The organism is Kitasatospora sp. NPDC004745 (assembly GCF_042873275.1).
In the GTDB taxonomy this organism is placed as follows: Bacteria; Actinomycetota; Actinomycetes; order Streptomycetales; family Streptomycetaceae; genus Kitasatospora.
On record NZ_JBIALK010000001.1, the window covers coordinates 219,331 to 236,293 of the forward strand.

The window sequence follows — 16,963 nt, forward strand, 5'->3', positions numbered from 1 at the left end:
TCCGGGGTGTCAGGGCCGTGGCCCCGGGGGGCCGTTGACCAGATCATATGAAGTTAGATTAGGCTAACCTAAGTATGGCGTTTCGTTCGCCGGACCCCGAGGAGCTCTCCGAACCATGCCTGCCGTCGACACCCAGGCCGCCGACGTCCCGCTGCTCGCCGCCCAGGCCGCCATCTGGTACGCCCAGGCGCTTGACCCCGACAGCTCGGCCTACAACACCGGCGACGCCGTCGAGATCACCGGACTCCTCGACGAGGACCTCTTCGAGGAGTCCCTGCGGCAGGCGGTCGACGAGGCCGAGGCGCTGAGCGCCGTCGTCGTCACCGGCCCCGACGGAACGCCCCGTCAGCGGCTGAGCCCAGGCCCGCGCTGGCCGCTGCACCGCCTCGACCTGCGCGCCGCCCACGACCCGGACGCCGAGGCCGAGGCCTGGATGCGCGCGGACCTCGCCCGCCCGGCCGACCTCACCCGCGGCCCGCTGTTCACCCAGGCCCTGATCCGCCTCGCCGACGACCGGACCTGGTGGTACCGGCGGATCCATCACCTCGCCGTCGACGCCTACGCGCTGACCCTCCTCGGCGAGCGGGTCGCCGAGCTCTACACCGCGCACGCCACCGCCACCGAGCCCGCCGCGCGCCCCTTCGCGGACCTCGCCGAGGCCGCCGCCGAGGAGGCCGCCTACCGGGACGGCGAGGAGTACCCGGCCGACCGCGCCCACTGGGCCGCCCGCCTGGCCGACGCCGGCAGCCCCGCCACCCTCCCCGGCACGCCGGCCACGACCCCGGGCCCGACCCCGCCCTCAGCCACAGGCGATGACACCGCGTCACCCGCCGCGTCACCCGCCGCACCCCCGCTGCGCCTCACCGCCGACCTGCCCGCCGGCACCCGCGACCGCCTGGAGCGGGCCGCCGCCCCCGCCCGTGCCACCTGGGCCGAACTGCTCCTCGCCGCCACCGCCGGCTACCTGCACCGGCTGGCCGGCACCGAGGACGTCGTGCTCGGCCTGCCGCTGGCCAACCGCCGCGGCCCGGCCGCCCTGCGCACCCCCGTCGCCACCGCCAACGTGCTCCCGCTGCGCGTGGCCGTCCACGCCGCCGACCCCGCCGAGGAGCTGCTGCGCCGCGTCGTCCGCGAGCTGCGCGCCGTCCGCCGCCACCAGCGCTACCCGCTCGAGGACCTGCGCCGCGACCTCGGGCGCACCGGCGACCGCCGCGCCGTGTTCGGACCGATGGTCAACATCAAGGCCTTCGAGGGCGACCTCGACCTCGCCGGACTGCCCGGCGTCGTCCGCAACCTCGCCGCCGGCCCCGTCGACGACCTCGCGGTCGGCGTGTCGCCGGCCCCCGGCGGCGCCCTGCGCCTCGTCCTGGACGCCGACCCCGCCCGCTACGACGCCGCCTCGCTCGCCGCCCACCGCGACGGCCTGCTGCGCTACCTCGACGCCCTCGCCGAGTTGCTCCTCACCGCCCCGCGGACGCCGATCGCCCGGATCGACCTGCTCGACCCGGCCGCGCTGCGCCGGGCCACCGCCGGCCGCACCGAGGCGCCGGTCGACCGGACGGTGCCCGAGCTCTTCGCCGCCCAGGCCGCCCGCACCCCGGACGCCGTCGCCGTCCGCAGCGGCCGCAGCGCGCTCACCTTCGCCGAGCTGGACGCCGCCGCCAACCGTCTCGCCCACCGCCTGGCCGCCCTGGGCGTACGGGCCGGCGCGCCCGTCGCGATCGCCCTGCCGCGCGGCACCGACACCGTGGTCGCGCTGCTCGGCGTGCTCAAGGCCGGCGGCGCCTGCGTGTCGCTCGACCTGGCCCACCCCCGCCCGCGCCTGGCGGCCGTGCTGGCCGACGCCCGCCCGGTCTGCGCGATCGGCACCCCCGAGACCCTGGCCGCGCTGGACCTGCCGGCCGGGCTGCCCGCCGTCCTGCCCGGCGACGCCGACGGCGAGCCCGCCTCCGCGCCGCCCGCCCCCCGGCTCCAGGACGCCGCCTACGTGCTGCACACCTCCGGCTCCACCGGCCGCCCCAAGGGCGTGCTGGTCACCCACGCCTCGCTCGCCAACCTGTGCGCGGGCCACGGCGAGGACCACATCGCCCCGGCCGTGCGCCGCACCGGCCGCGAGCGCCTCAAGGTCGCCCACAGCGCCTCGTTCGCCTTCGACGCCAGCTGGGACCCGGTGCTCTGGATGGTCCACGGCCACGAGCTGCACCTGCTCGACGACGCCACCTACCGCGACCCCGCCGTGCTGGCCGGCCACCTCCACCGCGAGCGCGTCGACTACCTCGACGTGACTCCCTCCTACCTCGAAGTCCTGCTCGCCGAAGGCATCCTGGACGACGAGTGGCACCGCCCCGCCGTCGTCGCGGTCGGCGGCGAGGCCACCCCGCCCGCGCTCTGGCGCCGGCTGACCGCCGTCCCCGGGCTGCACCCGATCGACCTCTACGGCCCGACCGAGACCACCGTCGACGCCTACGCCTGGACCCCGGGCCCGGACGGCGCCCTGGTCGGCCGGGTGGTGCGCGGCTCCCGCGCCTACGTGCTGGACGGCTCGCTGCGGCCCGCCCCCGACGGCGCCACCGGCGAACTGTACGTGGCCGGCGCCTGTCTGGCCCGCGGCTACCTCGGCCGCCCCGACCTCACCGCCGAGCGCTTCCTCGCCGACCCCTTCGGCCCGCCCGGCGCGCGGATGTACCGCACCGGCGACCTCGCCCGCCGCAGTCCGGACGGCACCCTGGAGTTCCTCGGCCGCGCCGACGACCAGGTCAAGATCCGCGGCTTCCGGATCGAGCCCGGCGAGATCGCCGCCGTCCTCGCCGAACTGCCCGGCGTCGCCCAGGCCGTGGTGATCGCCCGCCCCGGCCCGCACGGCAAGCGGCTGCTCGGCTACGCCGTCCCCGCGCCCGGCGCCGCCCCGGACCCGGACGCGCTGCGCGCCGCGCTCGCCGAGCGGCTGCCCGGGCACATGGTCCCGGCCGCCGTCCTGCTCCTCGACGAACTGCCGCGCACCGCCCACGACAAGCTCGACCACCGCGCCCTGCCGGAACCCGCCGCCCTCCCGGCCGCCGGAGCACCGGCCGCCACACCCCGGGAGGAGCTGGTCTGCGGGCTGTTCGCCGACGTGCTCGGCCTGCCCGCGGCCCCCGGGCGGGACGACTCCTTCTTCGACCTCGGCGGCCACTCGCTGCTGGCCGGCCGGCTCGCCGCCCGGCTGCGCGAGACCTTCGCCACGCCCGTCGGCTTCGCCGACGTCTTCCGCCACCCGACCCCGGCCGGGCTCGCCGACCTGCTGGACGGCTCCGCCGACGCCGCCCCGGAGGCCCGCCCCGCCCTCGTCCCGGCGCCGCGCACCGAGCGGATGCCGCTCTCCGCCGCCCAGCGCGGACTCTGGTTCCTGAACCGGCTCCAGGGCCCGAGCGCCACCTACAACATCCCGCTCGCCCTGACCCTGACCGGCCCGCTCGACCGCGCCGCGCTCACCCTCGCCCTCGGCGACGTCAGCGCCCGCCACGAGGTGCTCCGCACCGTCTACGGCGAGCAGTCCGACGGCACGCCGTACCAGCGGATCCTCCCGGCCGCACCCGTCGAGCTGCACGAGGGCGGCGCGGGCGGCACGGGCGGCACGCTCGCCGAAGCCGTCGGGCACTGCTTCGACCTCGCCGCCGAACCGCCGCTGCGGGCCACCCTGTTCGCGCACGGCCCGCAGGAGCACACCCTGCTGCTCCTGCTGCACCACATCGCCGGCGACGGCGCCTCCACCACCCCGCTGGCCCGCGACCTGGCCGCCGCCTACACCGCCCGGCTGGCCGGCCGCGCCCCGGACCTCCCGCCGCCGGCCCTGCAGTTCGCCGACCACGCGGCCTGGCAGCGGCAGCTGCTCGGCACCGCCGACCGGCCCAGCCCGCTGGCCGCCCGGCAGGCGCAGTACTGGCGCACCGCCCTGGCCGGCCTGCCCGACCAGCTGGAGCTGCCCGCGGACCGGCCGCGCCCCGCCGTCGCCGGCCACCGGGGCGCCACCGTGCCGTTCGCCCTCGACGCCGGGGCCCACACCGCCCTCGCCGCCCTCGCCCGGGCCTGCGGCGGCACCGTCTTCATGGCCGTCCAGGCCGGGCTCGCCGCCCTGCTCACCCGGCACGGCTGCGGCACCGACGTCCCCGTCGGCACCCCGGTCGCCGGGCGCGACGATCCGGCCACCGCCGACCTGGTCGGCTACTTCGTCAACTCCCTGGTCCTGCGCACCGACACCTCCGGCGACCCGACCTTCCGCGAACTGCTCGACCGGGTCCGCGGCACCGTGCTCGCCGCGCACGAGCACGCCGACCTGCCGTTCGACCGGCTCGTCGAGGAGCTCAACCCGCCCCGCTCGCTGGCCCGCCACCCCCTGTTCCAGGTGATGCTCGCCTGGCAGAGCCGACCGGACGACACCCACCCGATGGGCGGCGGCCTCACCGCCCGGATCGCCGCCGTCCCCAGCGGCACCGCCAAGTTCGACCTCACCCTCAACGCGGGCGAGCTGCCCGGCGGCGGCATCGGCGGCTTCCTGGAGTACCGCACCGACCTGTTCGACGCCGCCACCGCCGAGGCCCTCGCCGCCCGGCTCGCCCGACTGCTCACCGCCGCCGCCGGCGACCCGGACACGGCGATCGGCCGGCTCCCGCTGACCGACGAGCGGGAACGGACGCGCGCGCTGGTCGAGTGGAACGGCACTCCCGCCCCGTCCGCCCCGGACACCACCCTGCCCGAGCTGTTCGAGGCCGCGGCCGCCGCCCACCCGCACGCGGTCGCCGTCAGCCACCGCGACGAGCAGCTCGACTACGCCGAACTCGGCGCCCGCGCCGACCGGCTGGCCCGGCGGCTGATCGCCGACGGCATCGGCCCCGGCGCCATCGTCGCCCTCGCCCTGCCGCGCTCGCTCGACCTCGTCGTCGCCCTCCTCGCGGTGGCCAAGTCCGGCGCCGCCTACCTGCCGCTCGACCCCGACTACCCGGCCGACCGCCTCGCCTACATGCTGGCCGACGCCGCCCCCGCCGCCCTGCTCACCGACCGCGCCACCGAGCCCCGGCTGCCCGCCCAGGACCTGCCCCGGCTGCTCGTCGACGGACCGGACCACGGCGACCACCCGGCCACCCCGCCCGCCCAGCACGAGCGCACCCGCCCGCTGCGCCCCGAGGACACCGCCTACGTCATCTACACCTCCGGCTCCACCGGCCGGCCCAAGGGCGTGCCCGTCACCCACCACAACGTGGTGCGCCTCTTCCGCTCCACCGACCACTGGTTCGGCTTCGGCGCCGACGACGTCTGGACCCTCTTCCACTCCTACGCCTTCGACTTCTCCGTCTGGGAGCTGTGGGGAGCCCTGCTGCACGGCGGCCGGCTGGTCGTCGTCCCGCACCTGGTCAGCCGGGACCCGGCGGCCTTCCTCGACCTGCTCGCCCGCGAACGCGTCACCGTGCTCAACCAGACCCCGTCCGCCTTCTACCAGCTCAGCGCCGCCGACCGGGACCGCCCCGGCAGCGAACTCGCCCTGCGCTACGTGGTGTTCGGCGGCGAGGCGCTCGAACTCGCCCGGCTGGACGACTGGTACGACCGCCACCCCGAGCACGCGCCCACCCTGGTCAACATGTACGGCATCACCGAGACCACCGTGCACGTGTCCCACATCGCCCTCGACCGGGCGGGCGCCGCCGCCGGCAGCAGCACCATCGGGGTCAACATCCCCGACCTACGGATCTACGTGCTCGACCAGTACCTGCAGCCCGTCCCGCCCGGCGTCACCGGCGAGATGTACGTGGCCGGGGCCGGTCTGGCCCGCGGCTACCTCGGCCGCCCCGAGCTCACCGCCGGGCGCTTCGTCGCCGACCCGTACGCCGAACTGTTCGGGGAGCGCGGCACCCGGATGTACCGCTCCGGCGACCTCGCCCGCCGCCGCGCCGACGGCGTGCTGGAGTACTTCGGCCGCGCCGACCAGCAGGTGAAGCTGCGCGGCTTCCGGATCGAACTCGGCGAGATCGAGGCCGTACTGGCCGCCCACCCCGGCATCGCCGACGCCGCCGTCGTCGTCCGCGAGGACGCGCCGGGGGACCGCCGACTGGTCGGCTACGCCGTCGCCGCCCGGTCGGCCGACCGGCCCGACCCCGCCCCGGCGGCCGTCACCCCCGAGCAGCTGCGCGCCCACGCCGCCGCCGAACTCCCCGTCCACATGGTGCCCTCCGCCGTCGTCCTGCTCGACCGGCTGCCGCTCACCGCCAACGGCAAGCTCGACCGCCGGGCCCTGCCCGCCCCCGAGGCGCCGGCCGGCGGCGGCGGACGCCCCCCGCGCAACCCGCGCGAACAGCAGCTGTGCGAGCTGTTCGCCGAGGTGCTCGGGGTGCCCTCGGTCGGCGTCGACGACGACTTCTTCGCCCTCGGCGGCCACTCGCTGCTGGTCGTCCGCCTCGCCGGGCGGATCCGCGAGGTGCTCGGACTGGAGGCCGGCATCGGCACCCTGTTCCAGGCACCCACCGTCGCCGCCCTCGACGCGGCCCTGTCCGGCGGCGCCCGGCAGGTCGACGCCCTCGACGTGCTGCTGCCGCTGCGCCCCGCCGCGCCCGGCCGCCGGACCCCGCTGTTCGCCGTCCACCCGGCCGGCGGCCTCAGCTGGTGCTACACCGGCCTGATCCGCCACCTGCCCGCCGACCAGCCGATCTACGGCCTCCAGGCCCAGGGCGTCGGCGCCGCCACCGCCGGCCTGCCGCTGCCGGGCACCCTGGAGGAGCTGGCCGCGCACTACGCCGACCGGCTGCGCGAGGTCCAGCCCGAGGGCCCGTACCGGCTGCTCGGCTGGTCCACCGGCGGGATCATCGCCCACGCCGTCGCCGTCCGGCTGCAGGAACTCGGCCACCGCGTCGACCTGCTGGCCATCCTGGACGCCTACCCCGCCGAGGGCTTCCGCGACCTGCCCGTCCCCGACCAGGCCGAGGCCCTGGAGGCGCTGCTCACCATGGGCGGCTACGGCCCCGCCGACCTGGACGGCCGGCCGCTCGAACTCGGCGCCGTCACCGAACTGCTGCGCCGCGAGGGCAGCCCGCTGGCCGGGCTCGCCGACGCCACCGTGGCCGCGCTGAACCGGATCTACCTCAACACCAACGACCTGGTCCGCGGCTACGACCACCGCCGTTTCGACGGGGACGTGCTGTTCTTCCGGGCCACCGTCGACACCATCGACGAGACCCTCGTCCCCGAGCTGTGGACCCCGTACGTGTCCGGCCGGATCGACAACACGGACGTCGCCTGCTCGCACAAGGACATGACCCTGCCCGCCCCGATCGCGCACATCGCCCGCGTGATCTCCGACCACCTGGAGAAGTCCTCCGATGAGTGACGCCCCCACCAACCCCTTCGACGCCGACGGCCGGTTCCTCGCGCTGGTCAACGACCAGGGCCAGCACTCGCTGTGGCCCGCCTTCGCCGCCGTCCCGGCCGGCTGGGACGTCTCCCACGGGCCCTGCGGGCGCGCCGACGCGCTCGCCTGGATCACCGCCCACTGGACCGACCTGTGACCCCTCCCGCCGCCGGGGCCCCGGCGCGCCCCCTCCTCGCGGGGCGCGCCGCGGTGGTCGTCGTCTACACCGCCGCGATGTGCATGAACGGCCTGGACTCGACCATCGTCAACCCCGCGCTGTTCACCATCGCCGAGGACTTCGGCCGGCCGGTCTCGGCGGCCAACGCCGTGGAGACGGCCTTCCTGGTCGGACTCGCCGTCGGCCTGCCGGTCGCCGGCTGGCTCGGCGACCGGTACGGCGTCAAGCGGGTCTTCCTCGGCTCGCTGGCCGCCTTCACCCTCGCCTCCGCACTCTGCGCCGCCGCTCCCGGCCTCGGCGCGCTCGCCGCCGCGCGGGCCGTCCAGGGCGTGGCCGGCGGGCTGCTCACGCCGGTCGGGATGACCCTGCTGTTCCGGGCGTTCGCCCCGCACGAGCGGGCCGGCCTCGGCCGCGTGCTGATCGTGCCCACGGCCCTGATGCCCGCCCTCGGGCCGCCGCTCGGCGGCTTCCTCACCGAACACCTCTCCTGGCACTGGCTGTTCCTGGTCAACGTGCCGATCGGGGTCGCGGCGCTGGTCACCGGCCTGGCCGGCCTGCGGGCCGAGGCCGAGCCGCCCGCCGGCCGCTTCGACACCACCGGATTCCTGCTCGCCACCCCCGGCCTCGGGCTGCTCAGTTACGCGCTCGGCTTCGGCCCGGCGCACGGCTGGTCCTCGCCGGGCGTGGCGTTCGGCGGACTGGCCGGACTGCTGCTGCTCGGCGCGGCGGTGCGCCACCAACTCCGGGCCGAGGAACCGCTGGTGGACGTGCGGCTGCTCGCCGACCGGGCCTACGGCGCCGCCACCTGGCTCGCCCTGCTCACCTCGGCCGGCCTGATGGGCGCCCTGTTCGCGCTCCCGCTGCTCTACCAGGCGGCGCTCGGGGCCTCGGCGCTGGACGCCGGCCTGAGCGTCTTCCCGGAGGCGCTCGGCCTGATGGCCGCCTCCCAGGTCGTCGACCGCCTGCTGCCGCGGTTCGGTCCGCGCCGCCTCGCCCGGCCCGCCCTGCTGCTGGCCGCGCTCGTGCTGGCCGCCCTGGGCTTCGCCGAGAACCCGTGGGCGGTGCGGGCGCTGATGTTCGCGGTCGGGCTGGTCCTCGGCACCGCCGTGCTCACCGTCCAGATCGCCGGCTTCGCCGACGTCCCGCCGCCCGCGATGGGCCGGGCGATGGGCCTGTTCACCATCGTCCGCACGCTGGGCGGGGCTCTGGGGATCGCCGCCGCGGCCGCCGTGATCGGGGCCCTCGGTGACGACGCCGGCTCGGCGGGCCCCTACCGGGTCGCCCTGCTGGGCACCGCCGGCCTGGTCGCGGTCGGCGTCCTCGTCGCGCAGCGCCTCCCGGTGGAGCCGCCGGCCCCGCCGCCCCCGGAGGACTGACCGGGGCCCGGGGGCGGCGCTGACCGGCGCCGCCCCCGTCTGCCCGCCCGCCCGAGGGGCGGGTTCAGTCGCTGGGCCAGAGGATCAGGTCGGCGAGCGCGTGGCGGGTGGGGCGGCCGCCGAGTTCGGTGAGGGCGGCGCGGATCCGGTGCAGGTGGTCGACGGTCAGTTCGAGCGGCGGCTCGTCGGGCTGGTGGGTGTAGCGGATCGGGTAGTCGACGCCGGGGGTGCGGGTCATCTCGATGTGGCAGCCGAGCACGTGCGTCACCGGTCGCCGTTCGGCGAAGGCGATCAGCCGGTCGATGGTCCTGGTGAAGGCCGGCCAGTCGTCGATGTAGAGCCGGCCGGGGTAGACCGTGTCCCCGGTGAGCAGGAAGCCGGTGTGCGGGTCGTGGAAGGTGACGGCCGCCGGGTGGTGTCCCGGGGTGGCCAGGCACTCCAGGACCCGGCCGCCGAGGTCGACGAGGGCCACCGCCTCCGGGTCGCGGTCGAAGCCGAAGTGGGCCCAGGCGGTGGCCGGGTCCGCCGCGACCACGGTGGTGAGGGGCCGCCCGGTGAACTGTCCGTCGCCGGCGACGTGGTCGCCGTGCGGGTGGGTGTGCAGCACGAGCAGCCGGTAGCCGTCGCGGGGGTTGCGGGCGAGCCATGCGTCGATCAGCCCGTCGACGACCGTGCGCAGCGGGAAGAACGCGGGTTCCGGGGTCGCCCCGGTGTCGATGAGCACCGCCCGCTCGTCCCCGAAGAGCAGGAACAGGAACGGCGCCTCGTAGTTGACCGCCATGTTCTGCCGCAGGATGACGGTGTGCTCGTCGTACTCGTAGACCTGGATCTCCGGGTCCGTGTCGTGCTTCGCCGACGGGGACCCGTGGATCCACCGTACGTCCAGCGGACGGGCGACCGGGGTACCGGCAGCCATGACGCCTCCCAGCGTGCGTCGTCTTGGCGGGCCGGGTACGGCGCACATCTCGTCCGGGGCCGGCGCCGACGCGCCGCCACGGGGACGCTAGCACGCGCCCGCGGCGGCGGTCCGGCCCCGCGGGGGCCGGTGCGGTGAGGGGCCGGTGTCGAGGGGCCGGAGTCGTGAGCGGCCGGTGTCATGAGCCGGTGTCGTGAGGGCCCGGTGCCGCGAGGGGGCGCCTCCCGCCGGGCCCTCAGCCGGTCGGGCCGCCGAGCAGGTGCGCCAGCCCGTCGGCCAGGCCGCCGCGCCAGCAGGCGTAGTCGTGGCCGCCGTTGAACTCCCGGTACTCGAGGTCGTACCCGCGCGCCACGAGGACGTCGCGCAGGTGCCGGTTCTGGGTGAGCAGCATCCACTCCTGGAGGCCGACCTCCAGGTAGAAGCGGGCCGGGCGCCGCTCGTCGGCGGCGAAGCGGCGGGTGAGCCACTCGCTCCCCTCGTCGAAGTCGGTGCCGTCCGGCCACCAGAAGGAGCCGGACTGGGAGAGCGCGTTGCCGAACCGGTCCGGGCGGCGGTGGGCGGCGAACGCGGCGGTGAGTCCGCCCGCGCTCTGGCCGGCGATGACGGTGGCGGCCGGGTCGGTGGTGGCGCCGAACCGGCCGGCGGCCCAGGGCAGCAGCCGGTCGGCGAGGAGGTCGACGAACTCCGGGTTGCAGCTGAGGTCCTCGGGCCGGCCGGGGCCCATGGTGTGGACGAGCAGCGCGACGGTGGGCGGGATCGCCCCGTCGGCCGTGAGGTTGTCGAGGGTGTCGCCGACGGACAGCACCTCGCCCCACATCTCCCCGTCGAGCAGCACCGCCACCGGATGCGGGCCGGCCCCGTGCCCCGCGGGCAGGTGGACGTCGACCCGCCGGCCGGCGTGCTCGGCGGCGACGGTGCGGCCGCGCGGCACGCCGTCGCGGCGCCGGACGTACGGCTGGGCGGGGGCGCCGGGGAGGCTGAGCACGGAGGAGGGGTGGCGCCCGTCGCGGGCGGGCAGCCGGGGCTGCTCGTCGAGCGGGTCCGGCCGGGCGTGGTCGAGGACGTGCAGCCAGTCGGCCCGGGCGGTGCCGGGGGCGGCGCCGCGGTAGGGGTGGAGCTGGTAGGAGGCGCGGTGGTCGGCGCGCAGCCGGTAGGTGATGGTCCAGCGGCCGTCGGCCGTACGGTCCATCAGGTGCGGGGTGAGGTCGCCGGCGTGGCGGTCCTTGTCGGTGACGGTGTGCAGGAGGGCGAGCACGCCGTCGCAGGGCTGGTCCGGCTCGGGCTCGTGGACGAAGGTGACCAGCCGGTACGCGGGGTCGTGCGGGTCGGGTTCGACCAGGGGGTGGGGTTCCACGGGCAGCACTCCGGGACTCGGTGGCGGGAAGGGCGGGGCCGGCAAGAGAAAGGTGGGGCAGGGGCAGGGGACGGGGACGGGCGACGGGACGGGGGCTACGCCGGGTCGCCGCGGCGGCCGAGCAGCACCCACAGCAGGAAGGGCCCGCCCAGGACGGTGGTGACGATGCCGACCGGGATCTCGACCCCGCCGATCAGCACCCGGCCGAGGGTGTCGGCGAGGACGACGAGCAGGGCGCCGGTGAGCGCCGAGCCGAGCACGGGCACCCGGGCGGGCCCGGCGAGGCGCCCGGCGAGGACGGGCGCGGCGAGGGCGACGAAGCCGACCGGTCCGCAGACGCCGACGGCCAGCCCGGCCAGGGCGACGGCCAGCAGCAGGCAGGCGAGCCGGACCCGCCCCGGGTCGACGCCGAGCGAGGCGGCGACGCTGTCGTCGAACCGCAGCACGGCGAGCCGCCGGGCCACCACGAGGGCGAGCGGCACCAGGACGGCCAGCCCGAGCAGGACGGGCGTGGCGACGGCGTAGTCCCGGCCGTTGAGGCTGCCGGAGGTCCAGACGTACAGCGATCCGGCCGAGTTGAGCGAGCGCCGGGCGAGGGCGACCTGGATGACGGCGGAGGCCAGGGCGGACATCGCGAGGCCGACGACCAGCACCCGGTAGCCGCGGGCGCCGAGGCCGCCGGAGACCAGGGCGACGACGAGGACGGCGACGAGGGCGCCCAGCGGCCCGGCCCACCAGGCGCCGAAGGTGCCGGAGGCGGTGGCGGAGATGAGCACGGCGGCGGTGGCGCCGTCGTTGACGCCGAGCAGTTCGGGGGTGGCGAGCCGGTTGCGGGCGAGGGTCTGGGTGAGGCACCCGGCGAGGCCGAGGGCGGCGCCGGCGGCGAGTCCGGCGACGATCCGGCCGAGCCGGAACCTCTGGACCAGCAGCACGTCGAGCCGCTCGCCGTAGCCGAAGACGGCCTGGAAGGTGCGGCCGAGGCCGAGTTCGCTCTGCCCGGCGTGGGCGGAGACGACGACGGCGGTCAGCAGGGCGGCTGCCAGGCCGAGCGCGGCGAGCAGCGACCGGCGGGGGAGCAGCAGGGACCACGCTCCGCGGCGCAGCACCAGGTCGGGTGCGGGCGCGGGCGGTTCGGCCTGCCGGGGGCGGGCGGCCTCGGCCGGGTCGGTGAGGTCGAGGGCGGCCGTGCGGCGGGAGCGGACGATGGCGATCAGCGCCGGGGCGCCGACCAGGGCGACGATGACCGACACCGGCGCCTCGAAGGGCCTGGCCACCACGCGGGCCAGCACGTCCGCCCCGGTGAGCGCGGCGGCGCCGAACAGTGCGGCGAACAGGGTGAGCCGTCCGACCCGGGGTCCGGCGACGGCGCGGGCGAGGAAGCCGGCGAGCAGGCCGAGGAAGGAGATCGGCCCGGCCAGCGCGACGGCCGAGGCGGTGAGCAGGGTGACGGCGATGGCGACGGTGGCACGGGTGGCGCCGGGCCGGTGGCCGAGGCCGCGGGCGAGGTCGTCGCCGAGGGCGAGCGCGGTGAGCGGGCGGGTGGCGAGCAGGGCGAGGAGGAAGCCGGCGGCGAGGACGGGCGCGAGCTGGCGCAGGGTCGCCCAGCCCTCCACGCCGGCGAGTGAGCCGAGCACCCAGACCCGGTACCGGTCGTACGTCTCGGGGGAGTTGACGATCAGCACGCCGGTGAGTCCGCCGAAGGTGGCGCCGACCGCGGACCCGCCGAGGACCAGCCGCATCGGTGATCCGCCGCCCCGGGCGCCGGCGATGAGCAGCACCAGCGTGCTGGCGAGGACGGCGCCGCCGAACGCGCAGGCCAGGTAGCCGTAGGAGGTCTGGACGCCGAGGGCGGCGATGCCGAGCACGACGCCGAGGGAGGCACCGGCGTTGATGCCGAGCAGTCCGGTCTCGGCGAGCGGGTTGCGGGTGACGGACTGCAGTTGGGCCCCGGCGACGCCGAGGGCGGCGCCGACCAGCAGCGCGGTGGCGGTGCGGGGGAGTCGCAGGTCGCCGACGACGAGGGCGAGCCGGCCATCGCCGCGGGCGCCGCCGCGGTCGAGCAGGTAGTCCAGCACCCGCCCGGCGCCGACCTCGCCGGCGCCGACCGACAGCGAGAGCGCGGCCAGCGCGAGCAGGGCGGCCACCGCGCCGAGGGCGATCGGCCAGACGGGCCGGCGGCGGTCGTCCGCCTGCGCCGGCGCAGGCGCCGGCTCAGGCTCCGGCGGCCGGGGTGGCGGCGGGGCGTCGGGTGCGGTGCGGGACGCCGTGGGTTCGCCCACTTGCGACGATGTCATAAGGTAAGGCTAACCTAATGGTCGTACCGTCCTGTGGGGCGCCGCCGGGGCACCGTCACCGCGCCGATCCGTCCGGACGCCGTTCAACTCCCGCAACACCGCTGCCCGGAGGCACCCATGCCGTTTGCCCAGAGCCCGCTCCCCGCCGTCCGCCGCCGTGCGTTCCAGGTGCTGGCCGTCACCGGGGCCGCCGCCCTCCTGCTCGCCGGGTGCGGTTCCTCCGGCTCCTCCGCCCCCGCCGCGGGCGGGTCGTCCGCCGCCGGCAGTGCCGCCCCGGACCAGGCCGGCGGCAAGCGGACCGTCAAGGACGCCACCGGCAAGGCCGTCGAGATCCCCGCCTCGCCCCAGCGGATCGTCACCCTCACCCAGGAGGACCTCGACGCGGTGCTCGCCCTCGGCGTCAAGCCGGCCGGCATCACCAACGGCCAGGGGCTCAACGAGCCGCCGGCGTACCTCAAGGACAAGGTCCAGGGCGTGCCGGTGGTCGGCAACCTGCTCCAGCCCGTCATGGACAAGGTCATCGCGGCCAAGCCCGACCTCATCCTGGCCGGCGACATGCAGGACGAGCAGGTGCTCAAGCAGCTGCGCGAGATCACCCCCGCCACGCTCGTCACCATGGCGCCCACCGACGACTGGAAGCTCGCCTTCCGCGGGATCGGGAACGCCGTCAACAAGCTGGACCAGGCCAACAAGGTGATCGCCGACTACGAGGCCAAGGCGGCCAAGGCCGGCGGTGAGCTCGGCAAGAACAAGGGCGCGGCGGTCTCCATCGTCCGCTGGAACCCGACCGGGCCCAGCTGGATGGAGCGCAAGCAGTTCGCCGGCGGCGTCGCCCTCGACATGGGCCTCACCCGCCCCAAGGCGCAGGACAAGGACGGCAACGCCCACAGCCCCGCGCTCAGCCTGGAGAAGCTCGCCGAGATCGACGGCGACTGGCTTTTCCTCTCCACCCTCACCGACGACGGCAAGGCCGCGCTCAAGGACGTCCAGTCCAAGCCCGCCTACCAGGAGCTGAACGCCGTGAAGAACAACCACGCCGTCACCGTGGACGGTTCGGTCTGGTCCACCCGCGGCGGCCCGCTCGCGGCCGACGTCGTCATCGGCGACATCTCCAAGGCGCTCGCCTCGTCCTGACCTGCCTCGTCCTGACCTGCCTCGTCCTGACCCGCCTCGTCCTGACCCGCCTCGTCCCGACCCGGCCGTCCTGGCCCGGCCGTCCCGATGGGCTCCGTCCCGACGGAACCCGCCCCGACGAGGCCCGTGCCGGGAGCCCCGCGGCTCCCGGCACCCTCCCCGACCGAAGGAACCCGCGATGGAGTTGACGATCCAGGGCCTCACCGCCGGTTACGGCCCGGGCCGCCCGGTGCTCGACGGCGTCGACCTCACGATCCCGGCCGGCCGGGTGGTCGCCGTGGTCGGCCCGAACGGCTGCGGGAAGTCCACCCTGCTGAGGGCCGCCGCCCGGCTGCACCGGCCCGACGGCGGGCGGGTCCTGGTCGGCGGGGAGGACCTCTGGCGGCTGCGGCCCCGGCAGGCCGCGCACCGGGTCGCGCTGCTCCCGCAGAGCCCGCAGGCCCCCGAGGCGGTCACCGTCACCGGGCTGGTCCGCTACGGCCGGCACCCGCACCAGGGGCTGTTCCGCCAGTGGTCGGCCGAGGACGAGCGGCTCACCGCGCGGGCGCTGCGCGCCACCGGCGTCGAGGAGCTCGCCGACCGCCGGCTCGACCGCCTCTCCGGTGGCCAGCGCCAGCGCTGCTGGCTCGCCATGGTGCTGGCCCAGGACGCGCCCGTCGTGCTGCTGGACGAGCCCACCAGCGCGCTCGACCTCGGCCACGCCGTCGAGGTGCTGGAGCTGGTGCGCGAGGTCGCGGCCGGCGGGCGGACCGTCGTCATGGTGCTGCACGACCTGGCGGCGGCCGCCCGCTACGCCGACCTGGTGGTCGCCCTGAGGGGCGGCTCGGTGGTGGCCTGCGGCCCGCCCCGCGAGGTGGTTGACGCGTCGCTGGTGCGGGCGCTGTACGACATCGACAGCGACGTACTGGCCGCGCCGGGCGACGGCGCGCCGGTGATCGTCCCGCGGGCGCCGGCGACCGCCCTGCGGGTCGCGGCGGACTGACGGCTGACGGGCGCTCGGCGCCGCACCGGCCCGCCCGTTGCCGGCCGCCGTCCACCACCGGCTGCCTGCGGCGGGTTGCGGGGGCGGGCCCGGGCCGGTGTGGTGTGCTGGGGCACCCCCGCGCCGAAGCGCCCGACGTCCACGGAGGCCTCCCCGTGCACCCCCGCCGACTCGCCGCCGTCCTGCTGGCCCTGCTGCTGCCGACCGCCTGCTCCTCCACCGCGCTGGCCCCCGCCGGCTCCGGCTCGCCCACTGCGGGCGGTCCGGTGGTGCGGGCCACCGTCGCCGACGGCCTGCCGGTGCCCTGGGGCCTGGCCCTGCTGCCCGACGGCGACCTGCTCGTCTCCGAACGGGACGCCGGGCGGATCGTCCTGGTCGCCGCGGCCGGCGGCGCCACGACCGAGGCCGGCACCGTGCCCGGGGTGACCGCCGGGGGAGAGGGCGGACTGCTCGGCATCGCGACGTCCCCCGACTTCGCCGCCGACCACCTCCTCTACGCCTACCACAGCACCGCCACCGACAACCGGATCGTCCGGCTGCGCTACGACCCGGAGCAGCCCGCAGGCGCCCGGCTCGGCGCCCCCGACGTCCTGCTGGCCGGCATCCCGCGCGGCCCGCGGCACAACGGCGGCCGGATCGCCTTCGGCCCGGACGGGTTGCTCTACGCCACCACCGGCGACAGCGGCACTCCCGCGCTGGCCCAGGACAAGGGCTCGCTCGGCGGCAAGATCCTGCGGCTCACCCCCGACGGCGCACCCGCCCCGGGCAACCCGTTCCCCGACTCGCCCGTCTACTCCTACGGCCACCGCAACGTCGAGGGCATCGCCTGGGACGACGGCGGCCGGCTCTGGGCCACCGAGTTCGGCGAGGACACCTGGGACGAGCTCAACCTGATCCGCCCCGGCGGTGACTACGGCTGGCCCGCCGTCGAGGGCGTCGGCCACGACCCCGCCTACCTCGACCCGGTCGTCGAGTGGCACCCGGCCGACGCCTCCCCGAGCGGCCTCGCCTACGCCGACGGCGCGCTGTGGGTGGCCGCCCTGCGCGGCACCCGGCTGTGGCGCGTCCCGATCACCGGCGACCGGCTCGCCGGGCCGCCGCAGGGCTTCCTCGACGGGGACTACGGGCGGCTGCGCACCGTCGTCGCCGACCGGGACGGCAGCCTCCTGCTGGCCACCGACAACACCGACGGCCGCGGCGAGCCCCGCCCGGGCGACGACCGGGTCCTGCGGCTGTCGCCGTCGCCGTAGCGGGTGCTGACGCCGCTGTCGCTGTCGCGTCGCCGCCGCCGCTGTCGCCGCTGTCGCCGTCGCCGCCGTCGCCGCCGTCGCCGCCGTGGCGGCCGGGGCCGGCAACC

At 76.9% G+C, this 16,963-nt stretch carries 9 protein-coding genes and 1 riboswitch; of the genes, 6 read left to right on the forward strand and 3 right to left on the reverse strand.

What is annotated here, in order from left to right; translation table 11 throughout:
- Positions 1–115: 115 nt before the first annotated feature.
- The 3 genes from ACFYUY_RS00815 to ACFYUY_RS00825 are packed head-to-tail and all read left to right on the forward strand — an operon-like array spanning position 116 to position 8,926.
- Entirely contained in the window at positions 116–7,351 is a 7,236-nt protein-coding gene (locus ACFYUY_RS00815; RefSeq protein ID WP_387896819.1) for an amino acid adenylation domain-containing protein, read from the forward strand.
- Positions 7,344–7,529 (forward strand): MbtH family protein, encoded by a 186-nt coding sequence (locus tag ACFYUY_RS00820; protein WP_360205147.1) that lies wholly within the window; start codon positions 7,344–7,346, stop codon positions 7,527–7,529. The genes ACFYUY_RS00815 and ACFYUY_RS00820 overlap by 8 nt, the downstream gene beginning before the upstream one ends.
- Positions 7,526–8,926: a DHA2 family efflux MFS transporter permease subunit gene (locus ACFYUY_RS00825; RefSeq protein WP_360205150.1), complete on the forward strand. Its 1,401-nt coding sequence runs from the start codon at positions 7,526–7,528 to the stop codon at positions 8,924–8,926. Before ACFYUY_RS00820 ends, ACFYUY_RS00825 begins: the two co-directional genes overlap by 4 nt.
- A gap of 64 nt (positions 8,927–8,990) precedes the next feature.
- Here the strand turns inward: ACFYUY_RS00825 and ACFYUY_RS00830 are convergent, their stop codons facing one another.
- The 3 genes from ACFYUY_RS00830 to fhuB all read right to left on the reverse strand — a co-directional run bounded on the left by ACFYUY_RS00830 (position 8,991) and on the right by fhuB (position 13,490).
- A complete protein-coding gene (locus ACFYUY_RS00830; RefSeq protein WP_360205152.1) occupies positions 8,991–9,842 on the reverse strand; it encodes an MBL fold metallo-hydrolase in 852 nt (283 codons plus the stop codon).
- Positions 9,843–9,854: 12 nt separating this feature from the next.
- A riboswitch (guanidine-III (ykkC-III) riboswitch) is annotated at positions 9,855–9,922 on the reverse strand.
- A 155-nt stretch (positions 9,923–10,077) separates the two neighbouring features.
- Entirely contained in the window at positions 10,078–11,196 is a 1,119-nt protein-coding gene (fes, locus tag ACFYUY_RS00835; RefSeq protein ID WP_387896822.1) for an enterochelin esterase, read from the reverse strand.
- Positions 11,197–11,291: 95 nt separating this feature from the next.
- Positions 11,292–13,490, reverse strand: a complete 2,199-nt coding sequence (gene fhuB / locus ACFYUY_RS00840) for a Fe(3+)-hydroxamate ABC transporter permease FhuB (protein ID WP_387896824.1) — start codon at positions 13,488–13,490, stop codon at positions 11,292–11,294.
- 117 nt (positions 13,491–13,607) lie between these two features.
- On the opposite strand from fhuB, the gene ACFYUY_RS00845 reads away from it, so the two are divergent.
- From ACFYUY_RS00845 to ACFYUY_RS00855, 3 genes are all read left to right on the forward strand, one after another.
- Positions 13,608–14,624 (forward strand): ABC transporter substrate-binding protein, encoded by a 1,017-nt coding sequence (locus tag ACFYUY_RS00845; protein ID WP_387896826.1) that lies wholly within the window; start codon positions 13,608–13,610, stop codon positions 14,622–14,624.
- A 178-nt stretch (positions 14,625–14,802) separates the two neighbouring features.
- Complete coding sequence (locus ACFYUY_RS00850) at positions 14,803–15,606, forward strand: ABC transporter ATP-binding protein (protein ID WP_360205162.1); 804 nt, start codon at positions 14,803–14,805, stop codon at positions 15,604–15,606.
- A 155-nt stretch (positions 15,607–15,761) separates the two neighbouring features.
- Entirely contained in the window at positions 15,762–16,856 is a 1,095-nt protein-coding gene (locus ACFYUY_RS00855; protein WP_387896827.1) for a PQQ-dependent sugar dehydrogenase, read from the forward strand.
- The last annotated feature ends 107 nt before the right edge of the window (positions 16,857–16,963 follow it).

What these genes read in the sequence shown, in the direction of transcription:
- fhuB (WP_387896824.1), bottom strand. Translation starts at nt 13,490, where the DNA reads ATGACATCGTCGCAAGTGGGCGAACCCACGGCGTCCCGCACCGCACCC.
- ACFYUY_RS00850 (WP_360205162.1), top strand. Translation starts at nt 14,803, where the DNA reads ATGGAGTTGACGATCCAGGGCCTCACCGCCGGTTACGGCCCGGGCCGC.
- ACFYUY_RS00820 (WP_360205147.1), top strand. Translation starts at nt 7,344, where the DNA reads ATGAGTGACGCCCCCACCAACCCCTTCGACGCCGACGGCCGGTTCCTC.
- ACFYUY_RS00845 (WP_387896826.1), top strand. Translation starts at nt 13,608, where the DNA reads ATGCCGTTTGCCCAGAGCCCGCTCCCCGCCGTCCGCCGCCGTGCGTTC.
- ACFYUY_RS00815 (WP_387896819.1), top strand. Translation starts at nt 116, where the DNA reads ATGCCTGCCGTCGACACCCAGGCCGCCGACGTCCCGCTGCTCGCCGCC.
- ACFYUY_RS00830 (WP_360205152.1), bottom strand. Translation starts at nt 9,842, where the DNA reads ATGGCTGCCGGTACCCCGGTCGCCCGTCCGCTGGACGTACGGTGGATC.